Origin of the sequence: Mucilaginibacter sp. 14171R-50 (assembly GCF_010093045.1) — a bacterium.
Lineage (GTDB): Bacteria > Bacteroidota > Bacteroidia > Sphingobacteriales > Sphingobacteriaceae > Mucilaginibacter.
The window spans coordinates 2,996,132-3,018,695 of the sequence record NZ_CP048115.1 but is presented as its reverse complement, the minus strand read 5'-3'; the positions used below and the strand labels follow the sequence as shown (position 1 = coordinate 3,018,695).

General features: G+C 42.7%; 20 protein-coding genes. 16 read left to right on the top strand and 4 right to left on the bottom strand.

The window, feature by feature from the left end; all coding sequences use genetic code 11:
• Positions 1 to 81: 81 nt before the first annotated feature.
• From GWR56_RS13740 to GWR56_RS13715, 6 genes are all read left to right on the top strand, one after another.
• Positions 82 to 381 carry a hypothetical protein gene (locus GWR56_RS13740; RefSeq protein ID WP_162431802.1) on the top strand — a complete coding sequence of 100 codons (300 nt, stop codon included), beginning with the start codon at positions 82 to 84 and terminating at the stop codon, positions 379 to 381.
• Between the two features lie 56 nt (positions 382 to 437).
• Positions 438 to 719, top strand: coding sequence for a hypothetical protein (locus tag GWR56_RS13735; protein WP_162431801.1), 282 nt, complete (start codon positions 438 to 440; stop codon positions 717 to 719).
• Positions 720 to 750: 31 nt separating this feature from the next.
• Positions 751 to 1,254, top strand: coding sequence for a hypothetical protein (locus GWR56_RS13730; RefSeq protein WP_162431800.1), 504 nt, complete (start codon positions 751 to 753; stop codon positions 1,252 to 1,254).
• Positions 1,255 to 1,304: 50 nt separating this feature from the next.
• Positions 1,305 to 2,174 (top strand): hypothetical protein, encoded by an 870-nt coding sequence (locus tag GWR56_RS13725; protein ID WP_162431799.1) that lies wholly within the window; start codon positions 1,305 to 1,307, stop codon positions 2,172 to 2,174.
• Positions 2,175 to 2,270: 96 nt separating this feature from the next.
• A complete protein-coding gene (locus tag GWR56_RS13720) occupies positions 2,271 to 3,968 on the top strand; it encodes a DUF6035 family protein (protein WP_162431798.1) in 1,698 nt (565 codons plus the stop codon).
• Positions 3,969 to 4,353: 385 nt separating this feature from the next.
• Entirely contained in the window at positions 4,354 to 4,758 is a 405-nt protein-coding gene (locus GWR56_RS13715) for an SET domain-containing protein-lysine N-methyltransferase (protein ID WP_162431797.1), read from the top strand.
• Here the strand turns inward: GWR56_RS13715 and GWR56_RS13710 are convergent.
• Positions 4,724 to 5,251, bottom strand: coding sequence for a hypothetical protein (locus tag GWR56_RS13710; protein ID WP_162431796.1), 528 nt, complete (start codon positions 5,249 to 5,251; stop codon positions 4,724 to 4,726). The two genes, GWR56_RS13715 and GWR56_RS13710, sit on opposite strands and share 35 nt — an antisense overlap.
• A 114-nt stretch (positions 5,252 to 5,365) precedes the next feature.
• Between GWR56_RS13710 and GWR56_RS13705 the strand changes: the two genes are divergently transcribed.
• Both GWR56_RS13705 and GWR56_RS13700 read left to right on the top strand, forming a co-directional pair.
• Positions 5,366 to 6,001 (top strand): DNA/RNA non-specific endonuclease, encoded by a 636-nt coding sequence (locus GWR56_RS13705; protein ID WP_162431795.1) that lies wholly within the window; start codon positions 5,366 to 5,368, stop codon positions 5,999 to 6,001.
• 13 nt (positions 6,002 to 6,014) lie between these two features.
• A complete protein-coding gene (locus GWR56_RS13700) occupies positions 6,015 to 8,462 on the top strand; it encodes a hypothetical protein (RefSeq protein ID WP_162431794.1) in 2,448 nt (815 codons plus the stop codon).
• On the opposite strand, the gene GWR56_RS13695 is transcribed toward GWR56_RS13700, so the two are convergent.
• Positions 8,404 to 9,432 carry a hypothetical protein gene (locus tag GWR56_RS13695; RefSeq protein WP_162431793.1) on the bottom strand — a complete coding sequence of 343 codons (1,029 nt, stop codon included), beginning with the start codon at positions 9,430 to 9,432 and terminating at the stop codon, positions 8,404 to 8,406. The genes GWR56_RS13700 and GWR56_RS13695 overlap by 59 nt on opposite strands.
• A gap of 29 nt (positions 9,433 to 9,461) precedes the next feature.
• Positions 9,462 to 10,406 (bottom strand): tyrosine-type recombinase/integrase, encoded by a 945-nt coding sequence (locus GWR56_RS13690; protein WP_162431792.1) that lies wholly within the window; start codon positions 10,404 to 10,406, stop codon positions 9,462 to 9,464.
• A gap of 283 nt (positions 10,407 to 10,689) precedes the next feature.
• Between GWR56_RS13690 and GWR56_RS13685 the strand changes: the two genes are divergently transcribed.
• Together GWR56_RS13685 and GWR56_RS13680 are read left to right on the top strand one after the other, a co-directional pair.
• Entirely contained in the window at positions 10,690 to 11,088 is a 399-nt protein-coding gene (locus GWR56_RS13685) for a hypothetical protein (protein WP_162431791.1), read from the top strand.
• Positions 11,089 to 11,108: 20 nt separating this feature from the next.
• Positions 11,109 to 12,590 carry a DUF4403 family protein gene (locus GWR56_RS13680; protein WP_162431790.1) on the top strand — a complete coding sequence of 494 codons (1,482 nt, stop codon included), beginning with the start codon at positions 11,109 to 11,111 and terminating at the stop codon, positions 12,588 to 12,590.
• Positions 12,591 to 13,192: 602 nt separating this feature from the next.
• Here GWR56_RS13680 and GWR56_RS13675 read toward each other — a convergent pair.
• Positions 13,193 to 14,221: a hypothetical protein gene (locus GWR56_RS13675; RefSeq protein WP_162431789.1), complete on the bottom strand. Its 1,029-nt coding sequence runs from the start codon at positions 14,219 to 14,221 to the stop codon at positions 13,193 to 13,195.
• 569 nt (positions 14,222 to 14,790) lie between these two features.
• Between GWR56_RS13675 and GWR56_RS13670 the strand changes: the two genes are divergently transcribed.
• The 6 genes from GWR56_RS13670 to GWR56_RS13645 all read left to right on the top strand — a co-directional run bounded on the left by GWR56_RS13670 (position 14,791) and on the right by GWR56_RS13645 (position 22,320).
• Complete coding sequence (locus GWR56_RS13670; protein ID WP_162431788.1) at positions 14,791 to 16,461, top strand: tetratricopeptide repeat-containing sensor histidine kinase; 1,671 nt, start codon at positions 14,791 to 14,793, stop codon at positions 16,459 to 16,461.
• Positions 16,462 to 16,472: 11 nt separating this feature from the next.
• Complete coding sequence (locus tag GWR56_RS13665) at positions 16,473 to 17,138, top strand: response regulator (protein WP_162431787.1); 666 nt, start codon at positions 16,473 to 16,475, stop codon at positions 17,136 to 17,138.
• Between the two features lie 485 nt (positions 17,139 to 17,623).
• A complete protein-coding gene (locus GWR56_RS13660) occupies positions 17,624 to 17,929 on the top strand; it encodes a DUF3892 domain-containing protein (RefSeq protein WP_162431786.1) in 306 nt (101 codons plus the stop codon).
• Between the two features lie 54 nt (positions 17,930 to 17,983).
• The gene (locus tag GWR56_RS13655) at positions 17,984 to 19,966 is read left to right on the top strand and encodes a phospholipase D-like domain-containing protein (RefSeq protein ID WP_162431785.1); all 1,983 of its coding nucleotides are present in this window, start codon (positions 17,984 to 17,986) and stop codon (positions 19,964 to 19,966) included.
• 136 nt (positions 19,967 to 20,102) lie between these two features.
• Positions 20,103 to 20,918, top strand: coding sequence for a hypothetical protein (locus GWR56_RS13650; protein ID WP_162431784.1), 816 nt, complete (start codon positions 20,103 to 20,105; stop codon positions 20,916 to 20,918).
• Between the two features lie 25 nt (positions 20,919 to 20,943).
• Positions 20,944 to 22,320 carry a DUF4236 domain-containing protein gene (locus GWR56_RS13645; protein ID WP_162431783.1) on the top strand — a complete coding sequence of 459 codons (1,377 nt, stop codon included), beginning with the start codon at positions 20,944 to 20,946 and terminating at the stop codon, positions 22,318 to 22,320.
• Positions 22,321 to 22,564: the final 244 nt, after the last annotated feature.

Sequence of the window (22,564 nt, the reverse complement as noted above, 5' to 3'; positions counted from 1 at the left end):
GAATATTTGTTTACCCGGAAAATTGGCATATCCAAAATTTTTAGCAAAATTTACCTACCGTAACCTGTCACGGTTTACTAAATGGAAAATACATTACTGGATTGGGAGTTTGTCAGTTGGGAAGATTTTGAAACGCTCATTGTTTTTCTTGCCCAGGACTTTTTCAAAAAACCTTTTTTTGAAAAATATCTTCGGGCGGGTAACAAACAGCGCGGCATTGACATACGGGATAACAACCCTGATACCGGAAAACCCGTATATTTACAGTGCAAGCATGAAAGATTGACTGTCCGCAAACTAGAAATCCTGCTCGAAAATTTCACCAACGAGCTGAACTGGAAAGAACACACATCGCCCCGCTCCATCTTTCACACGCCGTAATAATTTGGGAGGTTGACACCGCAGCCGGTTTGAACCGTTTACAATCAGTTGCCCACATGCTTGTTGATCCGGTATATGATCAGTATCGGTTTTGGGAAGCGCCAAAACAATTTCTATTGGAATTACTGTTCGGCTTCTCAAAAAAGGGCGAGGACGATCTATTATTAATCGAAGATTTTCTGCATAGTACGGCAGATCAGCACGCTGTAGCTTTTCCGGTCGAGACCGCACACCTGCGCTGGCATGCCGAGCGCGCGCTAGATCAGTTTCGGGATACTCAGCAAGCCGGATTTCCGATAACCGTTATCAGGCAAATTTTACGTGAGTTATCAGCGTAAAAAGATTAAAAAATGTACTTAAATTCAACAAATGAAGATCAATGAATACGAAGCGGGGATGCTGGACACGATACTGGACGCATTCGGTAATAAGGATAATTTGAGTCGCGAGCAAATATTAGCCATGTTCGACGGTGATGAATCGCTGGCGCATGCCATTGTGGAAATATTGGTTGAAACCGGTATGGTGAATGCAATCATGTATACGGAAGAAGCAGATCTGCCAATGCTGATCGTTCGCGAGCCCAAAGCTGTCCTTTTAATCAAAAATGGCGGCTTTACGGCTCAATTCCAATCATTTCAAACAACTGCGAACAGCCAGGCTGATATGGATAAGTTGCAACGGGACAATTTGCAATTGCAAAATGAGAAAATGGTTTATGAGCGTAGTTTACGGGAAAAAGATGAAAAGATTCGCGACCTGGAGTTAAGGAATAAACGTTTTGAACTGCTTAAAAATGTTTTATGGTTGCTCGGCGCTGTTGATATCGGCTTAATATTTTGGATTGTTAAACTAATTAATCATGCGCATTAACAGTACTGAGAATTCATGAATAAAGTAAACTTAACTATAAATCTTAAACCGTGACGGCAACATTCGAGGAAAAAACCTATGAGAATTATTTTAACATAGAGTTGGCGAGTCGGTCAAAGGTTGTATATCCTATAGGACAGGCTCAGGAGGGTTTTTTGGGTTTTGATTCTTCCGCCTTTTCCAGGCATTCGGCGCTCTGGCATTTTTTTAAACATCCGCTTTGGCCCATCCGTCCCCTGAGGGGCGTTGAATTAAGAACAATTGCAAGGGATATGGAAGATTATCTGTCGGTTGTTATTGATAATATACCCGTTAATTTAAAGGTTAATTTGTTGTTTCAATATAAACGCCCTGAAATCATTACGCGTAGTAGCGGAAAAGAATGGCGGCATTGGAGAAGGAATTATTTCAGGTATGAAGTCTACCAGCGTCAGCAGGAACTGCTGGAGAATATTGACAGTCAGGTGGGAAGCAAAGTATTGACCTTATATGCCTGCCCTGCATTTCATGACCATAATGATCTGGTGTCGGCACACATAAGCCGCAGCATCATCAACAACTCGAATTTTACGCGGGCAAGTGATTTGGCCGGGCATCATTATAATACGTTTACTGATCCCGGTACAATTTCTATGGCCTTTAGTGAACCTGAACCAATCAAAAGCGTGGATATAGTGGAAACGATAAATAGTTTCAGTGATAGCCAGCAGCGCAACTCCGAAGAAAACAATCGAAACTTCATTATCAATTTTAGCAAGCAGATTGAATCTGTCACCTTACAAGGTAGTAGCTACTCTGACGCGTTTCGCCAGTTAAGAGATGCGGTGGATAACATCACTAATTATCAACTATTTTACAGTTTTATAACCATGTATAATTTTCGTCAGGTGACGGGGCTGCAATGGTTGATTACTTATTAACTGAACGGCTAATTTATTTAGTGACATAACATATTTGATAATGGCTGTATAGTCCAGCTGAAATTTATGAGTAGTCAACGGACAATCGAAACCATATTGAACCTTACAACCGGAGAACAGATAGAGGTGGATGAACTGTTTAAGGATCAGCATACGAATGAAGCAAAGATATTTCAGCTACGTACGCAAATTGAAAAAAATCTGCAAAATAATGCTGTGGAATTAGTATGTCTGTACTGCAAACAGCCTGTAGCGATCCGGGGGCGGGTGTCCACGGATCAAAAAAAAACCTTTTATTTTACCCATCCTTATAAAAGTGCGGATTGTGTAATAAAAACTCAAAGCCGGTTAACAGAAGAAGAAGTCAGGTGTATCAAGTATAACGGCGAAAAAGAAAGTATCCTTCATGATACACTGAAGCGGTTGATCGCCCATTTCCTTACACTTAATCCGGGCATCAACAGCGTAAAGGTCGATGAGGTATATAAAGATCAGGCCATTTCCAATAAATGGAGGAAGCCTGATGTCCTTGCCGATCATAACAAGATTGGGAAGATCGCCTTTGAATTGCAGTTGTCAACAACATTTCTATCCGTAATTGTTGGACGCAGCCTTTTTTACCAACAGCAAGGTGTTTATCTGATCTGGGTGTTTCCAAATTTCTCTTTGCAGTCCGACCTTCAGAAATTTACCCAAAAGGATGTTTTTTATAACAACAATAACAATGTGTATGTCTTCGATCAGAAAGCGCAGGCAAAGTCCAGGGAATCCGGCAAATTGATCCTTACCTGTTATTATCGTGAATTTTTTATTGACGACTTAGAAATTAAGGCGCGATGGAATGAAGCGTCTATCGGCTTAGATGAGATCCGTTTTATCAGTCACGAGAAATTTTATTATTATGATTCTGAAGGCGGTCAAAAAGTGATAGAAGAGGAACTGACACAACTTAAGGTTGATCGCAAGAAAGCAGATGCCAGGGCACAAACGCAAAGGACACAGGACAAAATCGCTGAATACCTGAACCGTTTCTACAAAAAGGACTGGTTGCATGAAAACGAAAGAGAGCATTTATCCGACTTGATCAAATATTCAATTTCAGCGGAGGATTTGGAGGAAAGGCTGAAATTTTGTGGAGATAATGCCCAGATCATAACCAAATTGTTTTTCGAACGCAGAAAATTTAACTTTCTGCGATTTCTTTGCAGCACCGACAAAATCCTCGTAAATACAGCATTACTTATTCATAACGGGGTAAATGTTTTCCAGGAAATATTACGTATCCCGGATGAGATGTTTTTTCAGCAGTATTTAACCTGCCTCTTTCGTAAGGGCTATGTAATGACGGAGCACGATCAGCAAGATTTACAGCAACTTTACGATAAGAATTATTTTAACCAGAGCGAATACGAAAAGCAACAGATCGAACGATGGGCAACTGTCAAGGTCTACGCCGGTTTAGCTAATCAATATGCGGCCTTTGAATTAACCCGGCTGAATAAAATATTAATGGCAGTTAGCTCCCTAAAATATAAAATGATCATTGGCTTCCGCTACATCCATATGAAACAAGTTGCGCACTATATATTTGACAGCCAAAAAGACTATGCCATGCTATATTTTCGTGCGATCAAAGTATATGGTTACTACGATCAGTTACTGCTTGAAGATAAAAGCGGAAAATTAAAAGGACGGTTTAACTATTATGAGCGAACAGGAACTATACCTTACCCGGAAAATGGTTCTCTCCTTATGAATCTTTTTCCTGAACTTAAGCCGTTGCATAATATCTGAGCAATGGTTACGACGCTATAATTATGAGAAAGCCAAAAACTGGAACGATCAAAATTCACCTCCCTGCCACTGATAACAGTGACTATCCCTTGTGCAGGCAGACAAATTATAAAAGTATAAGAAAGTTTGCCATAACAACGCCGATAACATCGTTCGTCAAACTTGATTATTATATGCGATGTGAAAAATGCTAAGCTTATACTATCAGTTATCAAGTAATTACTAAAATAACTAAAGCATGATCAAACTTCATTAGTGAAGTTTACAGTTGGGTACAATGGATAACTGAACATTATCTGTATTGATTTCTCCATTAACAATTTTCGAAACTTTTACTAAATTAGTGAACCAATAAAGGATAACTAATAATTATCAGGCGGCATCAATGCTTTTAGTAGAAACTTATATAGCACCAGTTGAAGGAAAAGGCATGGCCCTGTTTGCTAAAGTACCCATATCTAAAGGTACTGTATACTGGAGGCGCGACGAAAGTTTTGACCGCCTTTTTACCCCGGAAACCCTTGGCCGATTACCGCTGAACGTTATCTCTTATATTCAAATTCATGGTTTTCAAGAAGTGACCGGTAACTGGTATTTGTGTGGCGATAATGCGCGTTTTACCAATCATTCGCTTGATCCGAATTTCATTAATCATTATGATGAAGCTGGGCTGGTCGATTATTGTTTCACAGACCGCGACATTGCAGCCGGGGAAGAAATTGTCTGCGATTACTATGATACGTGCCAAAGCTGTGCTAGCGGCCTCCCTTTTGAGGAAGTGTTGAATTAAGTTTCTCGTTTTCCGCTAATATTTTTAGCTCGTTGCGAACCTCACTAATCAGTTGTCGCATGTAGCCTTCGAAATCCGTATCGAATGTGTTTCCACTGACCTCCCATGCGCGCAAGAAGTTCTCCCGGTGGCAAAACGAGCGGATATAGTCTTCCCAGCCCAACCATTGCTTTCTCTTGATCTCCGAATACTGGTCTGAATATAACAGGTATGCCCGTTCAAAAATGGAAAACAACATGGTCAGTAATATAAGCTCCTCCTTGGCCTGTTTTTCATCCAACTGCTTCGGGTGTTCATCAGGTATATCAAAAATGTTTAGGTAGGAATGATCCAGGCATAGTTTCTGAAACTCCAGGTATTTTTCATCAAGGGCGTTATAAGTACCATATTCCCTATCTCGTTTTTCTTTCTTTTTAGTACGGAAGTATTGAATAAAAGCAATAGGCAACCCCAGTATCACGACAAATTTGTCGATCACATCGAGATAGGTCACAAATTCCGGATCTATTTTATACATCGTCGCCTGATAATTATTAGTTATCCCTTATTGATATTTTCAATCCAGATAAATAATATTATATTCGGGTAGTTCAACCTGACCGCAATCATGACCGATTACTACAGAATTTTCTCAGCTATACCCGGACCGGATTATGAACAATCAGTCGTTTATTTACGAAAGGAACTGGCATATCACTTAACGGAAGAATACGAATCGAAGTTCGAAGATGCGGAGGTCAGATATTTTAATGACAACGTCAACCGCAATTACACCTTGTATTTTGATTGTACGGAAGACCCTAGCCCTGATATCTTCAGCCGGACAGCGCGGGTTATATTTATACTGGCGAGATCGGCGGCAAATACTTCTGTTCGGAAAAATTATCGAATGAAACAGTTTTTAGGTCCTTTTAAGGACACCCCTGCGTTTGAAGGGTATGATAAGGGACATTTCATCGCCCATTGTAACGACGGGCAATTGGATCAGAATATCTATCCGCAATTACGTGAATTGAACCGCGGCTTATCGCTGCAAGGAAAATTATTTCGGGCAATGGAGCGTTATTGCCAAAACAACCTTGGCGTTTTTTATTTCGTAAGACCGATCTACAGCGACCTCACATGGATACCGGAAAAGATTGACTTTGGTGTTTACACGACCGAAGGCGGTATATTGATGAACCGTTTTAATAACAGGGCGAACAACACGATGGAAACAAAATTACAAACCAATAACGGATAACTGATTATTATCGATGTTTACAAAATTCGTCAACCGTACCAAAGAGTTCGAATTCCTGGAGATACGTGGGCAAGACGTAGGCGTCGGGACCAATACCGTGATGTTGTGCGGAGAGAGCGGTGTCGGGAAGAGTGAGCTTGCCAGGAACTTTCTTGACAGGAAGGCTGAACTATACCCAACAATCAAAGTACCTATCCAGCAGGCTGAAAAGGATAGTTATTCAGCAGGCTATTACCTGACGAAGCTGGCCAAGGAAATGCACGATCATGCGAGGAAGGATAAGCGAATCTATTCCTTGGAAGATTTTTTGAGGAAGAGCGCCAGCGCGAGCGTGCTGGTCAAAAAGATCGGGACCAATTTCAAGACAGACCTCAGTGCTTTTGTCCCGTTTTCAAATACTGCCAAAAGTGTTTGGGACCTGGTTTTTGCATCTGGTGATTTCGACGCCAGCGCTTTTTTTCAATCCACGCATTCGGACATACTTTTGACCATTTATGAATATGTTCTACACGAGTGCAGCCGTCATTCCATGATCGTCAATATCGAGAATGTCCAAAATATCGATTATAGGTCATTGGAATTATTGACTTCCATCATCCGTTCCAGCAATAATTGTCTCTATCTGCTGGAGTTCACGGAGGACAGTGCGACTGGCTATCACTTTTCAGAACTTGTTTCCATACTACAGGAGAACAATATCACCGTTGATTTCCTGCCTGTAGCCCCACTTTCGTTGGAGGACGTCAAACGATTGATCGATGAACAGCCAAACCTGACCTGGGAAGTCCTGAAAAATTCTTATGTGAACTGGAATGGTAATATGCGACTCATCGTCGATGTATTGGCGAAGTTGAGATACGGTTTACCGGTCAAAGGGGTTAAAGTGGTCGATATCCTTTCTGCAACCATAGAACATATCGATGTCTTGAAAAACGCTGAACTTTTCTTGCTGACGATCATCGCAGTACACCATGAACCAGTAGAAATAAATTTATTGAAGCGACTGACGACATTCAAGGAAGCCTTAGCTTATGTGCTCGACGTCGATAGCATACTATCAGCCTTGGAAAACAGGTACCTGATAAAGAAATCGGCCGGGACAGTGATGCTCGCCCATGACAGCATTGCCGTAGCACTACATAAATTATCAAGGTCTGGGCTATTTTCTATTATTGGACAACGGTTTTGGCTGAATACCTATGAACAACTATTGGATGAACGTGACATATTTTTATCGCGCGGCTGGCTGCTGATGAAAGTACTGTATTTTTCCTCTTTACTGACCTTAGATGCCAAGGTGTTCGGGCTTTTAGACCTTATCAACCAGGAAGCTTTGAAGAGCCGGGATCCGGAGAAGATGATCGGTTATGTAGCTGACGTCCGGCTAAATCTTTTTCAAAAGGATACCATCAAACACCATGATTTATTACTTCGTTTAGACCATTGGTTAATTGAAATATGGTTAAAATTGGGCCACAGCCAAAAATCCTGGGAGATTTTATTACAGTTGAACGACAACGCAAAGGTTTTTCGTTTGTTAAAGGCGATGCTAATGGAGCAGATAGGGAAACATGGCGATGCGATTGGTTTTTGTGAATCCGAACTGTCGACAGCCATAACGGGCTCTAACTACGAATTGGCACTCCGTTTGGTCAAACTGGTGACCAATTACGACATCGGGAATAAATCTTTATCCTCCGCCGAATTTTTTGACCTTTATCGAAACGATTCCTACGTGAACCTTTTTGAATACGGCTTTTTATTGCGGAACGCCGAATTGGTTTTCAATTACGTCGACGGTTTGCCCTATTACTTGGAAAGTATTTCGCATTTCGAACGTTTCGGCGCAAAAAGACAAGCCGCGTTTTCAAGGATTACCTACGGTGTCCATTTAGGCCTAACCGGAAAATATAGGCAGGCAGAAGAACAATTTTTGCAGGCAGAAGATGAATTAGGGGATGAAATCACCGAAAAACATACCTTGTGGAACAATTTGGCCGTACTAGAATTATCCCGTGGTATCACTAACGGTAACGCTGAAGAATTACTCCGACAAGCTTTGGTCACTGCATCGGGCGACTTCGACCGCTTCACCATTGCCATGAACTACCTGATATTAATGGATTTCAAAAATCAGGATTCGGATGCGGAAATGGCCATTTCTACCATGCTCAAGATATTGGAACAGCCCAGTTTCGCTAATAAAGAAATACTGAGGTATGCATTTTTTGACCTTCATAAATATTATGAAAAAACCGGTAACGCTGTATTAGCGGGTCATTGGCGCAAGCGTATCGATGAACTCGGAATGGAAGAAACCCCGATCTGGCGGTTTTGGCTTTATGGAGTACACATACCTGAAAACGATGAAGAATATTTTTTATCGCTCCAAGACCGGGCGATCAGCTTCCTTTGTAATTGGAATATGGAATACGATAGCTCATTAATGCGGTATGAATGATATCGGTTAACAAATCCCTGTAACTCCTTTTTTTTTGTTTTATCGCGTCGGCAAAAGAACAATCTTCACCTATATAACAATCTGGAGTGATCTCAATTAGGAAAAAACCGTCGTCGTTCAACCTACCATCGATCCGCATAAAATCCATTTTTCCCAAACTAAGAAAAAGGTTTTTAAGGTTTACTTTTTCAGTTGGTGAAAGCAGCCCGGTAACCACGCGGTGGTAACTGTCACTATCAGGCAAATGTTTGTCTTTTGCGGAATAAACCTTATCAAGCAAATAGTCTTCATTGTCCTCAAAAATGATTTCCATCGCTTCGAACATGCGGATGCCATCATTGTTACCGATGATGCAAACTACAACCTCTCTACCGCTGATAAACTCTTCAACTAATACCGGCTGCTTAAATTGATTGAGCAGGTGTCTTATCAGTTGGTAAGCGCTTGAATAATCGTGGACCTTGGAACTATCCGCGATCCCGATGGAACTGCCCTCTAAATTCGGCTTTACGATCAGCGGTAATGTTAATGTCTCAATCATCTGCATCGATTTCAGGTCATCGATAAGCACGCCGGCCGCACCGCGCACACCTTGCCTTTTTGCGAATTCCTTAGCAAGAAACTTATCCTGGCAGACGATCCTGGCATAAGCATCGGCACCAATGAATTTTATATGGTGAGACTCACAAACAGCAGGGACTAATGCCAGCCTGTTCCTGGAGCCGCTGCCGCCATAAATTGTAAAAACAATATCCTCCGCGTGTTGGGAAGCGTGTTGGCTTAGTTCTTCCGGCGATTGATAATGCACAACCTCTTTACAAATCGAACTTAATGTTGAATAAACTTCGTCGAAGTACTCATCCGAGATCATTTCGAGCTTGTCCCCGTTGATGTCGGACTGTAAATAACTTTTGTAAGTCCGGTCAGCAACCAAAACGACCCGGAGATTTTTTAATGATAAGAGAGTCATCGATAATAATCAGTTATCCTTTATTCATATTACTGCATCGCTATTGTAAAACTCATTCTCGGATGCTTTTCGGCGAGGATCTGTTTTTGTTTTTCCAGATTGACTTGGGTATAGATCTGGGTGGTCATGATCGAACTATGGCCGAGCAGGGACTGAATGTATTTTATATCTACATCGTTTTCGAGCAGCAGGGTAGCGAAAGTGTGGCGCAGGACATGGGGCGTGACCTTCTTTCCGATCTTGGCATTGATAGCCAAACTGGTCACCAACAGCCGGATCGACTGGTCCGAAAGTTTATTATCCAGGCGGTTGATAAGAAGGTAACCCCCGCTACAGGCGATCTTGCCGGCGTACAGCTCGCAGTAGGTGCTGAGCGTATGGATGGTGTCGGGATTGCAAAGCTGTATCATGCGTTGTTTGCCGCCTTTGCCGTGGATCGTTACGGTGCCTGATTGCAGGTCGAGGGCGCTGCGCTGCAAATTGGCGATTTCTGACACCCTGGCCCCGGTCGCGAATAACAGCTCGATCACCACGATGTTCCGCAAGGCCTCCAGGTACGCGTACCTGCTTTTATCCGCAGTCAGCAGTGCAGCATATACCTTTTTGAGCAGATCGTTTGATTCTGCGGCGTTCAGCGCTTTGGGCAGTAAGGCCGGCTCCTTGATCTTGATCCGGAGTTTGCGCAGCGGGTTGGCTACGATATGGTCTTCAAACTCCAGGTAATTGAAAAGCGCCTTCAACGTGGCGACCTTGCGCTTGATCGTCTTTGGCTTCCAACCGGAGATCTCTTTCAGATAAGCTTTGAGATGGGTCTTATCTATTTCTTTGACGGACTGAGAAAAGCTTTGCAGTTCGAGGAAGGCGCTGAATTGCAGTAGGTCGATCTGGTAAAATTTCAGGGTCTTCTCCGAAAGGTTCTTTTCATACCGGCAATGACTGAAGAACTCCGCCATCGCCTCTTTAAAAATAAACATATTGTTGTTGCTTAAAAGTAAATAAAGTCGAAAGATGGCTCAATCATTTCCAAAGCGCAATGATTATTTGCGGTGTTGATACGTAAGATGATAGATGATCGATTCTGTAGTGAACCTTGTCCGTAAACAGATAGGCCTGTTCGACCCATTGAAATTTAGAAGTCCGAACTACTTAAAGCCTGGACCCGAAATGACGATTTGTTATTTAAGTTATTAATATTGAGAATTTTACACTTGTTTCTTTCAAACCAAACCATTATTTTAGCTTAACTAAACGCTTATCATGAAATTCATAGTAATCGTGTCCCTTATCTTATCGGGATACCTGACTGCTAAAGGTCAAAATTGCCCGCCGCCACCAAAAGGATGGTCTATCAAAATTTGCATTGACCGTACCGAAGCTAATAGCATGAAGTTGGAGTATCGTATCGGCGGTTGCGACGATTGTGCTGTGTTTGAAAAAACATGGCATCGCGGCGAGTTACTGGAGTGGCAACTTCCTGTTCAAATACGCTACGCCCGTGAAATTTGGATACGGGCTACAACAGGGCAAAATAGAAAAGAAATCCACTTATGTTTGCTATTTAATGGACAGAGCGTAAGGGAAATTAAATGCAACGGTAATCCCGAAACCCATGATTCCGAATGGACAGATCGCAGACATTGCGCTTGTAACCCCTAACTGATAATAAAACCTGAACCATGCGAAAAATAGGATTGATTTTGATGGCGCTTTCTCTCATTAACTGCGCCAGCGCCCAACTTAGACCCATTGCTCCACCGCGAACAATTGAAACTGCATTTCCACAGATCGTACGTGCCGATGCCAAACTTTGCATCCCTATACGTTTTCCGATTCCCTACGTAAATACTTTTGCGCAAAATATCTGTGAATATTATGAAGGAAACTATCAAGACGGCACATTGAACTTAGTTCCACCTGTGGTTTTCTTTGTTGATGTTGATTACAAAGTTTGGAGAGATACACCATTCGATGAATTTAAGTTTCACGGAAACACTTTTTCAATTGCCGAGAAAATTTTTTATTCCGCTGACGGCTATGTAATTATTGGAGCGATTCCTGTTCCGGGGCAATGTGGTTGGGATGACGAAGCAGCCAGGGAAATTGTTATTGGCTATGATTCGGAATTTGGATTTTCACCTGATTATAGTTTGATGACCAAAACAAAACGACGAGCAGTAATAACCCCCAATCGCTGTTTGGTCACCTTAGCAGACCGCGACGTAACTGATAATTTAACGCGTTTGATCGAAAGGTTTATGGATATCGGCGCTAATAAAGTCGATGAATTGGTGCCCAAATTAACAAATTTTAAGCAACCTATATCTCATTTGTGGGAAGTTCTTCAAAAGCCCATTAAGCTTGACGATAACACTTGGCTTACATTGGGTTTAACTAAATTATCAGGAGGTCAAATATTGGTGAATGATGGAAATCCTCAATTTGTTTCCACCACCGTGGGCTTAACGTTCTCGCCGGAAATACAGACAGGTCATGAACCTGTGCTTTCACCTGTTCCTTTACCTCCGCTAAAGCTTGAAGATTGTGCTCCCGGTTTCGAACTCCATCCGGAAGTAAGCTTCTCCTTTACCGATTTGGAAAGCAAGCTGAATAATGGAGGGGCGCAAACAACCTTTCAATTTGGCAAAAGGAAATTGCTCGTTAATCATACCCGCCCTTACAACTCTGGGCAAAAAACCGTGCTTGAAGTGCAAGGCAAATTAAGAGCAGCCAGGCCAGAGCATCCACGAAATCGTTTTTTTAGCAACATAGCCTATTTTTTTGATAACATTTTTTACCGCAAAAGCGCCACTTTATACGTTGTCGGAACGCCAAGCACCGAAACGGTATCGCATGATTTCAGATTGGCTAATATTCAGTATGACGCCCACACTAAGAATATTATTCGACGTAAAGCTGCGTGGATTGAAAATACGACCTTACTGACTTCGTTAGAAAACACCTCGCGCATGTCGACATCTGCCAAACTGGAGAATATCAAGTCTGCGATTAATACTGGATTGACGAAAAGTGTCGATAATATACAAATATCTTCAACCACGACCTCCATAACCCCTGAAAAAACATTTATATATAATGACCGTATCTATTGCAGGTACAAGCTTGTTATAGATCTTCAGGGAAAATATCAGGTAAATTAAATTGGCGATGACCACATTTCGCTTAACGTATCACAATAAAGAGATGCGCCAGACTACTTCTTCCTATCTCAAACCTCGCAACAGCCCTCAACAGCTCCTCCGTATATTTATAGATCTCATCCAAAGACCCGATTTCATACCTCCCTTCCTTCTTTGTTTCGTCCAGCACCACCAGGTATTGCTTCGAACCACCCAAATAAAGCTCTTGTTGATACGCGACATGGCAATAAGTGTTAAGGTTAATGAAAGATAACACAAATGTATTGATTATCAAATACTTATTGATTTATTTGAATCAGCCACTATCTTTTATTTTTCAAACTTGCATAGCTCGAAACCTTTTTTCTTAGCGGTTTCTTCCGTGGTTTCTACGATCTGGTGCGTACAATGACTGAGCCCCTTACAATCATTCTTTAAATGATATTTTTTGGCATGTGGACTATCGCAGATATATACCTTGACTTTTGACTGAGTTTGAACATTTGCAAAGAAAATAATGCAAATAAGGAAGTATTTCATGTTTCCGGATAAATTTCAAATGCTATGTAACAACAAAAAAACAGTTTCATGCTGAAATCTATTTACGGTTTCCCGTAAACCAATCACCTGCCCCCGATCTTATCTTTCCGGTTACGGCAAACGTTCACAATAAAATCAGTCATCTCTTTAAGCTTTTTATGTTGATCTAAGGGATGCCTGCCCTCCATAGAGAACACCTCTATGCTATCCCCTACTTTGGAATACCAAAACCGGCCCACCGCATAGCGGGTCAATGTATCCGTGTGCCTGATTTTCCGGAACCGCTGTAATTTTATGCGATCCAGCGTCATTAACAGCGTATCCGGCCTGGCTATGCTGCAGGAAGTTTCCACATAATGATCACCATTCCAGTACATACATGCTGACCCATGGGATGAAAACAATACTGCTAATACGACGATCATCAAACCCAATACCCCCACAGTCCACCGCCAATCGGTTTTTAACCTGGCTGTGCCGTCCTGTCCTGCTTCAAACTTCCCTTTCTCGCCTGACGTTCCTGTGTCCACTTCAGCATCTGTGCCGCCGATTAAAGTCGGTTCATCTTGAAGTTCCGTCAGATCCTGAAGATCCGATAAATACGAAGTACCCGGTTCAACTTTAGTGACCGTCCCTTCTTCAGTACCGGCTTCAACCTCTGTATCCGCTACACCGTCCACTTCCGTTTCATCTTCCTCTTCTGCTGTATATTCAGGTCCATCTACAACCTCAATGCTTCCCTCCTGGCCCCTCCATTTATAATTTGAACACGGCCGGTCCGGAAATCCGATAAGCCAGGCAAGCAACTCGACACTCCTTTCTGCGGGGTTAATGCTCGTATTATTCAAAAACATTTCAAAACTCCGGAAAGCATTGCCTTGCTTATCGCTCATTGCGGCACTAAAATCATTATCTGTAGGTTTCATTCTCAGATAATTGCGCAGCGTCGCCATATCCCGCGATTCCAGGCCATCCTCGATCAGCTGACGGCATCGTTGTTTGACCCGGAAACGGGTCGGATGCATCAGCCAGTCCAACGGGGATACCTCACGTTCCCGATGGTAAGCATCCGTAACCTCTTGTTTATAAACCTTGAATTTGTCCGTATACATCACCCTAAAATTAGATTATTTCCGGAAACTTTCAAGTCTTTTCGGAAGAAGACAGGTATTTACGGAAATTCCGGAAGAACCTGCTGCATAGCGATTTACGCCATATACTTTTGCTTCACAATCAAATCACCCGGTCGGCCGGCCGGGATAGTGCACGAATTGATTCAAACAGCGCAACGAACGCGGGAGCCTATTAAATGGCTTGGGAGGCATTTAAAAGTTCCCGCATTCAAGCGCTCACTTCCCAAAATCAACCTGCCTCACTCACGGGATAGTCCCGTCGGGCAAGCAGCATTTTTTAACGATTTAAACTAAAGTGAAATGTTTGAAATTTTTTTCGCCATTTTTTTGGCACTGTCATGCCCTGCGCATAACCCTAATAATAACCATAACGGCAATGGTCAGGTAAGTACACTTGACGTGGATACCGGCGGTGACAAGGGACAATATCCCCCACTTCCACCGCCACCTCCGCCGCATAATAGCTAACACCGGAGTGGAAGTAAAAATAAGGCAGGCCAGGCTTGCCTTGTTTTTTACCTGCTTTTTCTTAGTTTTAACAAAAAAACTTGAAAAAGACCAACCTTATCCTTATTGCTATCCTTCTCATTTTGGCAGCCTGCCAACGCGAGCCGAAAAAAAAGGTGAACGTAGACTGGACGACCTTCAGGATCGCTTACGACTGGTTCGGTAAACAACAAGACTCCGCATTTTACTATTTTAACCAGGTCACCGCGCAATCCCGCGACAGTCTTCAGGTCGCGATGGCGTACAGCAATATGGCCAAGATCCAATACCGGGCGGGAGATTTTTACGGGGCACAGGAAAGCCTGGTCAGCTCACTGAAGTTCCTTAATGAACATCACAAAACCGATCATGCCACCCTTGCGAGCAATTACAATGATCTCGGCTTGATCCGCGCAGACTTAGACGACCAGAACGGCGCAATTGATTTTTACCGGCAAAACCTCCGGTTCGCGCAGGACACCTCACTCAAGGACCTGACCTGGAATAATATCGCTTACGCTTACCAGCAGAAAAAAGAATATGATCAGGCGATCGCGATCTATCAAAGGTTACTGAACAAAGAACGCCAGGAAAACGCCGATTATGCACGCGCTTTAACTAACCTGGCAACGGCCCAATGGCTTCGCAATCCCAGTTTTAAGGCCGCACCTCCTCTTTTAAAGGCCCTCCGTATCCGTCAAAAAGCAAAAGACGATTGGGGCCAGAACTCCAGCTTTGCCCACCTTGCAGATTACTACCGGTCGATTAAACCTGACTCCGCCTTAGGCTACGCAAAATCCATGTATGAAATTGCCAAGCGGCTAGAAAGCCCGGATGATCAGTTACAGGCACTGGGTAAATTGGTCGACTTAAGTCCGGTAAAACACACAAAAATCTATTTCGGCCAGTTTAAAGAACTAAACGACAGCCTACAAACAGCCAGGAATGCCGCGAAAAACCAATTTGCCCTGATCCGTTACAAAGTAGAAAAGAGCAAGGCTGACAATCTGAAACTTCAAAAAGACATTACCGATAAAAAATACCAGCTTATCCGTCAAAACATACGTTTCTATGGCGCATTATCTGCGTTTATATTCATTACCATATTCGCCCTGTTATGGTACGGAAAAAGAAAACGCCAGCAAGAACAGGACAAACAACTTGCCGTCACGGAAACCAGGGAAAAAGCGTCGAAGAAAGTACATGATACCCTGGCCAACGATGCCTACCTGATCATGAAAAGACTCCAGAACGATGTGGTTCTGGATAAAAACTGGCTGTTATACCATGTAAAAGATCTTTATATCCGCGCAAGGGATATATCTTATGATATCATACAACGACCGGAAAAAGATTTTTATTTAAAGATCTCCGCCTTACTCAAATCTTTTTCTACAGATGACACCAGGGTATCAGTAGTCGGAAATAACAAGGACCTATGGGACAGGGTCGATCCGGTCCACCAGTTTGAACTTAAGTATATCATCCAGGAATTAATGGTCAACATGCAAAAACACAGCGAAGCGCACAATGTTATCCTCAAATTTGAAGTACAAGACAACCGCTGCTTACTGACCTATTTCGACGATGGCATCGGCCTGAATAAAGATTTTTCACAAAAAAATGGACTGACAAATACGGGAAACCGTATAAACGCTATAGGCGGCGTGCTTACTTTTGACACAGGCATTGAAAAAGGATTGCAAATCAGTTTATCCTTTCCGATCAAATAATACGAATTACTATGCTTCAAACCGCACTGATAGCTGAAGATCATCAAAACTCTAACAACTGGATCCGGCAAACTTTAAAAGAAATGGGCATTGAAACCGTCAAACACGCTTATTACTGTGACGACGCCTATTCACTTCTAAAATGGGGCGTTCAAAACGGCCAGGCTTTTGATCTGCTCGTCACTGACCTGTCTTTTAATACCAGCGGCCGTGAACAAAAACTTAATGGGGGTGCCGCGCTTATCGCGGCAGCCAGGGATATACAACCTGATATCAAAGTTCTGGTCTTTTCCGCCGAACAACAGGAAACGATCATCACCAGCCTTTACCAGCGGTCTGATATAAACGGTTATGTATGCAAGGGCCCCAGCGACGCCGAAGATCTTAAAACAGCCATTGAAAGCATTTCGAAAAACAAACGCTACATCCCTGCCGGGCTCCTGCAACAGGTCAGGACAAAAAACGCCCACGATTTCAGCGACTATGACATCATGGTCATCGCGCAACTCGCCAAGGGAACCTTACAAAAAAACATCCCTGCCTATCTTCAGCAACAAGGCATCAAGGCCAACAGCCTGAGCAGCATCGAAAAACGCCTAAACCAGATCAAAGATGCTTTAGGATTTACCAATAATGTCCAGTTGATCGCCTATTGCAAAGACTACAGGATCATCTGAGCAAACTTCGTTCGTTACGGCTTCCCGTAATAATGGCATTCCTGCAACATTTAATTTTGAATTATTATTTATTTAATTCAAAAAACATGAGGTATTACGTTAACAAACATGCCCAGAGTAATGGTGACCATGAAGTACACAATTCGGGCTGCATTTATTTGCCCAGCGCGGAGAACCGGAAAGATCTGGGGGATTTCTCCAATTGCCAGGACGCCGTTAAAGAGGCGAAGAAAACTTATTCGACAGCCGATGGCTGTGCAACCTGTTCACCGAGTTGTCACACCAGGTAACTCATCCGGCGTTAAGTACATCACATGATCGATGAGATGGCTTAACGCCATTTTTAATTTATTCGTCCCAATATTCCCACTATCCGACCGAGATCCACCTGAGGCAAATACCTTTAAAATAACTTTCAGTTTACGGTTTCCCGTAAAATTATGGATTACTATCGATTTACTTTTGGTTATCAAAAACAATAAGATATGGCAAACTTTAAAATTTCCGGTGTATGGAAAAACGCTAATGATGTAATTACTCATTATGCAATTCACAGTGTAGGTGAAAATTCAACTTCAAGAGCTGTAAAAACCACCAAAGCCGATGCGGTAAAGTTATTGACAAACACTTCAAATACGGCGATGACCTGGCTATGGGATTATCAGAACGCGCGTTGGAAAGATGGTGAAAAAGTAACAGTTGTCAATAACAGTTACTTACGATCAAACCATGACAACAAATTAACGGATAACCTCGGGCATTTGATTGATTACGATTGGTTGCTGTCCTAATGGATCAATATTTAAATAAAGTACGGAAAGACAAAGCCACAAAGCAAAAAACAAATGGAACTGATCGATCAACAGGTAATCAACGATAACAAGGAAATTTACGCCAAGATCCAGGGGGAACTGTTTGCCGCCCAATCAGAGATATTGATCGCGACTGCCTGGTTCACAGATGAAGACTTGTTCAATATTGTGCTTAGCAAACTTGCAGAAGGTGTTCATATCGAAATTATCATTGCCGACAATCAGGAGAATGAAAAATTAGATTTTGCGTTGCTTACTGCTAAGGGCGCACTCGTTTACAAGATAAAAAACAGCGGTTATGGCAGCATGAACCAGAAGTTTTGCGTCATCGATAAACGTATTGCCCTCCACGGTTCTTATAACTGGAGTGTCAACGCAAAAAAAAACAACCAGGAAAGCATCATCAGTACAAACCACCAGGAAACAATTAGTTCACTTATAGATAATTTCGACAGCCTCAAAACCAAAATAATTAAGCAAAGTAATGAACCTGAACCACTTGTACGGGAAAAAGCCAAAGTTATTGCTCCGGAAAATGCCCTTAAAGCAGGAGCTGAATTTGAAAAAGTTCTGGATTCGATGATCGCTGCTGAAGTCGGCAGCTTCGACCGGAAACTATTGCGCGAACAGGGTTTTGAACGTTCCAAACTGAATAGCGGCGATCACCAGGTATTGTATAAGTCATTCGACACCGTTTACTCGGTATTCATCAATGATATCGATATTATTGACGACAAGAAGAAACGATTGCAAACAAAAATAGATGAACATCGGGTGAAAACCTGCGACGCATTGAACAGGACCTGTGAACTTGAGATCGATCATTGCGAGCAAAACAGCGCTTTGAACAAAAGCAATTTTGAAAGTGAACAAACGCGCGCGGAAGCTGAAGTAGCGGTTATAGCAAGGCAAATCGAAGAAATAACAAAAGATAAGATCCCCTTCATAGAACAGGAAAATAATGAGCTCAATAATGAGATAAAAAAGGTTGAGCTTGAATACTTCACACCAAAGATTAAATGGTACGAACTGATCCCGACGATAATTTTTAATGCTGCGTTGTTGTGCTATTTATTTGTATTCTATTCGTCAGCAGCTTATATTTTGTTGTTCAGTGTTGGTGATGCCGAAGAAGCAGAAGCACAGAACATGCCGATTGCTGTTCCCCAGATCTTTAACGCGCACGCAATTAGTAAAGCGGGCGAAAAAGGGTGGGTTGCTGTTACGTTTATTTGTTTATTCGTATTTATACCCTTGTCTTTTGCCATGGCCGACCGGTTTATCAAAGCTAAGTGGGTAAACCTGACCATCTTTTGGACGGGGATTATTTTCCTTGACGGGGCGGTTGCCTACAAAGTTACTCAGTCGATTTACGAGGTGAACTATGCGCGTGGTAATGTAAATATCCCCTGGCGCTGGGATATGGCCTTTACAGATACCAACTTCTATCTGGTATTCGTATTTGGAGCGTTAGGCTTACTTATGTTCAAGTTCGCCTTGAGCAAAATGATGCAACTCTTTGAAGACCGGGATCCGGATGTCTTGACCCAAAAGAACAGGCTATTGATCAAACAGCTTTTAGCGGAAGTTAAAACGAATCTTGAAAAAATCATGGTCCTCAAGGAAGAAATGAGTTTACTGGATACGAATATTATTCAGTTAAAAGCAAAAATCAAGTCCACCCTACAGGAATTGACCAGCCTTCCGCTGAAATTAAGCCATGAGTTGCAGAAAAAACGGGGGCAATTAATATCCGATCTGGAGACGATCGATAAGATAGCTTCTATCTACATGGTACATATTCAATCAGATAACTTACCGATCTCGGTCGATGCGCTGAAAGACCGGATCAACATCTTTTTAGAAGGCTGGAACGATTTTCTGTATCAGGAATATGCTATCCCGAAGGCAACGTTAAAAACTGCTCAGGCTGCCGAGATAGCCATCTCCTGGCAACAGGAGAAACTTCAAACCAACAAAGTCGATAAACGCGTAAAATTCCATACAGGTGAATAAATTATTGTTCGCGGGTCTATTGGTCCTACTGACCTCCGCCCCTAAGAAATTTGTGATCACACATTATAATATCACATTTGCCGCTGATCTTTCAAATAGAGTAAATAGTAACTTATACCGGCGCCCGCTAAATGATGTGGAAATATTGAAAATACTGACCACGAACCTCTATCCATCGATTTTACGGAGCCACCGTTCAGAAAATCAACGGGACAAAATCCGGATCGATTTTATCAACAAGGGGTTAATAAATCAATATCAGGTGAATACGGGAAAACTCTCTATAGACTTTGCCCGTTTTCCGAATCAGAATGCCCGCATAGACTATATCAAAGAACGAAATGGCGTCAAGCAAACCTTAAAAAAAGACGTCAGTGATCTCGTCTCCGAATTTAACAGGGTGAATGTCGCTGCCGGACGTCAAAATTTCGGTGCTGACATTTGGACATACTTAAATGAGGGACTGGATAATGCCGCAGTCCTTCCAGATGAAAAACCAGTGACCGATGAATATAACACTTATGTAAGCACGTATCGGAATATCCTGATATTAACGACCGACGGTTATATTGAAGCCGGTATCTATGACAAAGGTTTTGATCTAAGTAAAAAAACGGTTGACCGGTTCCGGGATGCTTACCTCGCTTCCGGAGAAAACGACATGGCCGCCTTCTTCAGAAAAAACAAACAATTCCGGATCAGGCCTGTGCAAAATGAAAAATTAAAAAACCTGGAAATTCTGGTCCTGGAGCTTTATGACCGTTCCAAGTCAAAAGTCGGTGCTGCAACCGTGCATCCGACTGATATGGAAATCATCAAACTGTACTGGTCGAACTGGCTAAAAGAATCTAAAGTTGGACGATTTGAGCTCAGACCCTTTGCCAATTCAAAGGAAGAAGCCGAAAAAATAATCCTTGACTTCTTAAATGTCGAAAAAAAGAACGACTTATAATCATCAAACCTAAACCTTATCATATATGAGCTGGTCTTATCGCAAATCATTGGGTTCCGGCCCGTTCCGGATCAACTTTTCAAAAAGCGGCATCACTTATTCCGTTGGCGTCAAAGGCGCGCGTGTGAATATCGGCCCAAGGGGCACCTATGTCAACCTGAGTTCCCACGGCATCAGCTACCGACAGAAGATTTCCGGGCCAAATCATTCGCCAACACAGCAACCTGCCAGCCAGCAATTTTTGCCCGCCACGTACGAAGCAGTACATCAGATCGCCTCGGCAGACATCGGACAATTAAGCGATACAGATTCCAAGGCATTTATCAGCGAACTCACTCAAAAAGCGGGCATGATATCCTATACCAAATGGTTTGGTACTTTTCCATTGATCGTGTTCCTGTTCATCATGGCATTTACCTCATTCAGCAGCCGTACGGTGATCATACAACCCGCTACGGACAGCGTTTTCGCGAAAGTCACCTTTTATACGGGCGTCAATATCCGGAAAACAGCAAGCGCCAAATCTTCCATATTGAAAGCCGCGACCACAGACCAGCGTTTCCAACTGCTTGATTCCACGGACGCCAAATGGCTAAAAATCGCCTATTCCGATTCGGCAGGTTATATTGCCCGCCGGTTCGTCGCTATTGAACACCAGCACTATGATCAGACCAACCGGGAGGAAACTTTTCTGTCAAACCCCTATGCCGGTTACGAACTGGCAGGCGGACTGCTCTTTTTCCTGATCCTGATCCCGCAACTGAGGAAATCCGACAAACAGCGATTTGCCATGCAACTCCATTATGAAATGGACGAACAGTTCAAACAAGTTTACCAGCAGTTCAGCAACCATTTCGCCACACTCTCCCGTTCGGCCAGGGTCTGGCAATACTTAAATGCAAGGCAAACCAATGATTACAAGCGCACCGGTGGTGCCGATAAACTGATCAACCGTGTCCCCCTGAAAAGCATATCACCCAACCAATCGCCCCTGCCCTATTTCACGACCAACGTAGCCATCCCCTGTCTCCGGCTCAGTAAGCTGGAATTCTACTTTTTACCGGAACGCTTACTCGTGAAAAACGGCAGCACCTTTGCCGCAGTCTTCTATAAAAACCTAAAGATCGAGGGTTACCCTACAAGGTTCATTGAAGATGAAAACGTACCACACGATGCCGATATCATTGGCCAGACATGGCGTTACGTCAATAAACAAGGCGGCCCCGACCGCCGTTTTAACAACAACCGGCAGCTACCCATTTGTTCTTATTCTGAATATACGATCACGTCCGACACCGGTATCTATGAAGTGATCACCACCTCCAAACAGGGCGCCATGGACCCCTTTGCGTCTTTTCTCGGGCAGATCGGCAGCCTGCAGCGCAAAATGTCTATCGCTTAATAACCTCCCGAAAAACACAATCTATCAAAAGATGAAACTTCACCATATTGCTACACCTCTTATCCTATTGGCGGTTACAATAATTCTTTTATTTAACCAGCCAGGCATGGACTCGTTATAAAATGTTCCACGCAGAAGAAAAATACAATGGCAGCAAGATGAGCAGATCCGTAAATTATACGGCTTTCCAATAACGGTGTATATTTATCCACAAACATTGTGATGACCAATGAAATACAAAATG

Bases quoted from the DNA above. Each gene is read 5' to 3' on its own strand.
- GWR56_RS13740 (WP_162431802.1), top strand. From the start codon at position 82: ATGGAAAATACATTACTGGATTGGGAGTTTGTCAGTTGGGAAGATTTT.
- GWR56_RS13680 (WP_162431790.1), top strand. From the start codon at position 11,109: ATGCGAAAAATAGGATTGATTTTGATGGCGCTTTCTCTCATTAACTGC.
- GWR56_RS13660 (WP_162431786.1), top strand. From the start codon at position 17,624: ATGGCAAACTTTAAAATTTCCGGTGTATGGAAAAACGCTAATGATGTA.
- GWR56_RS13665 (WP_162431787.1), top strand. From the start codon at position 16,473: ATGCTTCAAACCGCACTGATAGCTGAAGATCATCAAAACTCTAACAAC.
- GWR56_RS13685 (WP_162431791.1), top strand. From the start codon at position 10,690: ATGAAATTCATAGTAATCGTGTCCCTTATCTTATCGGGATACCTGACT.
- GWR56_RS13730 (WP_162431800.1), top strand. From the start codon at position 751: ATGAAGATCAATGAATACGAAGCGGGGATGCTGGACACGATACTGGAC.
- GWR56_RS13690 (WP_162431792.1), bottom strand. From the start codon at position 10,406: ATGTTTATTTTTAAAGAGGCGATGGCGGAGTTCTTCAGTCATTGCCGG.
- GWR56_RS13700 (WP_162431794.1), top strand. From the start codon at position 6,015: ATGTTTACAAAATTCGTCAACCGTACCAAAGAGTTCGAATTCCTGGAG.
- GWR56_RS13735 (WP_162431801.1), top strand. From the start codon at position 438: ATGCTTGTTGATCCGGTATATGATCAGTATCGGTTTTGGGAAGCGCCA.
- GWR56_RS13715 (WP_162431797.1), top strand. From the start codon at position 4,354: ATGCTTTTAGTAGAAACTTATATAGCACCAGTTGAAGGAAAAGGCATG.
- GWR56_RS13705 (WP_162431795.1), top strand. From the start codon at position 5,366: ATGACCGATTACTACAGAATTTTCTCAGCTATACCCGGACCGGATTAT.
- GWR56_RS13655 (WP_162431785.1), top strand. From the start codon at position 17,984: ATGGAACTGATCGATCAACAGGTAATCAACGATAACAAGGAAATTTAC.
- GWR56_RS13645 (WP_162431783.1), top strand. From the start codon at position 20,944: ATGAGCTGGTCTTATCGCAAATCATTGGGTTCCGGCCCGTTCCGGATC.
- GWR56_RS13675 (WP_162431789.1), bottom strand. From the start codon at position 14,221: ATGTATACGGACAAATTCAAGGTTTATAAACAAGAGGTTACGGATGCT.
- GWR56_RS13695 (WP_162431793.1), bottom strand. From the start codon at position 9,432: ATGACTCTCTTATCATTAAAAAATCTCCGGGTCGTTTTGGTTGCTGAC.